A 2,859-nucleotide genomic window follows, 5' to 3' on the forward strand; every position below is an offset into this window, starting at 1 on the left:
CCCGTACTACGACGTGTCCTGGTTCGACAGCGTCGGCCGTACCATCAACCTGCAGTACACCCACAAGTTCGGCGGCAGCGCGCTGTAAGGACGCCCTGCTGGTGGCTCGCCACAGACCCCCGCTTCGGCGGGGGTCTTTTTTTGACCGCCTGCCGCTGCCCCAGCCTGAACGGTTCCCCGCCGGCGGCGGCCTCCACGGCGGGCGCGCCGCTTTTTAGGACATGGCTGATTCCGGGCGGGTGACCGTCCTCCCTAGGATCGGTGCATGTTCCGATTCCCTCGCCCTTCCCTGCCCCTGGTCGCACCGCCGACCACCGCCTCGGTGCTGCTGCGCTGGCTGACGGTGTGCGTGTTCCTGTGCCTGGCTGCCGCCACCGGCTTCTACCTGCTGACCGCGTTGACCGAAGATATCTCCAGCCACCGCCGCGACATGAATGCCGCCGCGTACAGGGCGCAGATCTACTTCGACCAGCGTGAGGCCCTGCTGCGCTATCTGGGCGATTCGGTGGTGGTGGGTGATCCGTCGGCGCCGTCCAGCGAGGGCGTACGCCAGCTGCCGTTGGACGGGCCGGGCGGAAAGCCGGGCCAGCGCCTGCTGCTGTCGCCGCGCGCAGAACACACGCTGCAGACCCTGCAGACCCATCTGCTGCTGGTCGACGCGCAGGGAACGCATTGGCTGGCCGGCGGCCAGGCCGACGTGGACATCGCCGGCCTGCCCACGCTGCACGTACTGCAGCAGCGCAGCGGCACGCCTGCCGGTACCGATCCGGTGTACTGGCTGCGCGCGGGCGACGCCGGGGTCGCCTTGGCACAACCGGTACAGGCCGGACCGCAGCCGGGCCAGTGGTTGATGCTGCTGCTGGACAGTGCGGCCGCCTCGGACATGATCGATGGCCAAGGCATCGGCGGCTACGCCCTGCTGGACCGCGACGGGCAGCCCGCCCTATCGAGCCTGGCTCCGCGCCTGGACAGCGCAGGCTGGAAAGCACTGCAGCAGCGCCAGGACGACAGTTTCGGCGTGCTCTGGAGCACAGGCCTGCCACGCGGCGTGGCCTTGGTGAAGGGGGTAGGCAATGACGGCTGGCGGCTGGTCTATCACCTGCCTCCACGCCTGCTGCTCGGCGACATGGCGACCTCGCTGCTGATCAGCAGTGCGTTGCTGCTGCTGGCGGGCATCGCGCTGCGCCTGCTGCGGCATCGCGTCGACCGCCAGTTGATCCAGCCGGCCCTGCTGCAGCACCGGCGCCTGCTGGAAAGCCTGGATTTCAGTTCCACGGTGATCGACCTGGCGCCGGTCGGCATCTGTGTCCTGCGCCGCAGCGACCGCCAGCTGCTGCTGTCCAACCAGCTGCTGCGCGACTGGCTGGGCGAGGAAGGGACGGACAGCGATTGGCAGGCACCGTGGCGCGGGCACGCCGGCGAACGCGGTCGCGGGCTGGAGTTCACCGCACGCGACGGTCGCCAGCTGCAGGTACTGCATGCGGCCTGCCGTTACCAGGATGACGACGTGCTGCTGTGCGTGTTCCATGACATCTCACGCCATCGCCAGGCGCAGGCGGCGCTGTCCTCGGCGCGGCAGGCGGCCGACGCCGCCAACCAGGCCAAGAGCGCGTTCCTGGCGACCATGAGCCATGAGATCCGCACGCCGCTGTACGGGGTGCTTGGCACGCTGGAGCTGCTCGGGCGCACGCCCTTGGATGCGCGCCAGTCGCAGTACCTGCGCACCATCGAGAGTTCCTCGTCGGTGCTGTTGCAACTGATCAGCGACGTGCTGGACGTGTCCAAGATCGAATCGGGCCAGCTGAGCCTGGAGCCGGCATCGTTCTCGCCGCGCGAGCTGACCGAGAGCGTGCTGCGAAGCTTCGCCGCTGCGGCGACGCGCAAGGGCCTGCAGGTACTGGTCTGCACCGATCCCCGGTTGCCGACACGGGTGCTCGGTGATGCCGACCGGATCCGCCAGGTGCTCGGCAACCTGCTCAGCAATGCCATCAAGTTCACCGAGCATGGCCGGGTGGTGCTGCGCGTACGACTGGTGCAGCGCGAAGGCGAGTCGAGCGTGCTGGCCTGGCAGGTCACCGATACCGGCGTGGGCATTGCCACCGAGGAACAGGCACGCCTGTTCGAGCCCTTCCGTCAGGTCCGTGGCGCTGCCAGTGCGCAGGGCACCGGGCTGGGCCTGTCGATCAGCGACCGCCTGGTGCGCTTGATGAGTGGCGAACTGCGCGTGGTCAGCGAGCCGGGACTGGGCAGCAGTTTCACCGTGCGCCTGCCCTTGCCGGTGCTGGCCGCGACCGAGGATGGCCCCGCGTTGCTGGCCGAACCGCCGGTGTACGTGCGCGGCCGCGATCGCGAGCTGGTCGACAGTGCCTGTGGCTGGCTGCGCCGCTGGGGTGCCAATGCGCAGCCGCTGCAGGGCGATCCTGCCCTGCTCGACCACGCCGGCGCGATCCTGATGGATGGCGAGGCAGAACAGCCGTTGGCCTGGCAGGGACCGCGGGTGTTGGCCTCGATCGATGGTGGCGACCAACCGGCACCTGCCGCCGATGGCGCGCTGCTGGTCACCCTGCATGGCATGTCCTCGATCGCCTTGGCGGTGGCACGCCAGCAGCGCCAATGCGCAACGCTGCCGACCGCAGCGCGCGATGTGCAGCCAGGCCCGCTGGGACTGCGGGTGCTGGCCGTGGAAGACAATCCCATCAACCGGGTGATCCTGGCCGAACAGCTGCAGGCCCTGGGCTGCGAGGTGGAGCTTGCGCAGGATGGTGTCGAGGCGTTGCAGCTGTGCCAGGCCCATGACTTCGACCTGGTGGTCACCGACATCAACATGCCGCGCATGGACGGCCACACCCTGGCGCGCCG

The 2,859-nt window shown here is 69.2% G+C and carries 1 protein-coding gene; it reads left to right on the forward strand.

From position 1 onward, the window contains the following. Window positions 1-265: 265 nt before the first annotated feature. The coding region (locus AB4Y84_RS18320) for an ATP-binding protein (protein WP_442250607.1) at window positions 266-2,859 on the forward strand (2,594 nt) is incomplete at its 3' end.

Source organism: Stenotrophomonas sp. 2YAF22 (genome assembly GCF_052114665.1).
Taxonomy (GTDB): domain Bacteria; phylum Pseudomonadota; class Gammaproteobacteria; order Xanthomonadales; family Xanthomonadaceae; genus Stenotrophomonas; species Stenotrophomonas indicatrix.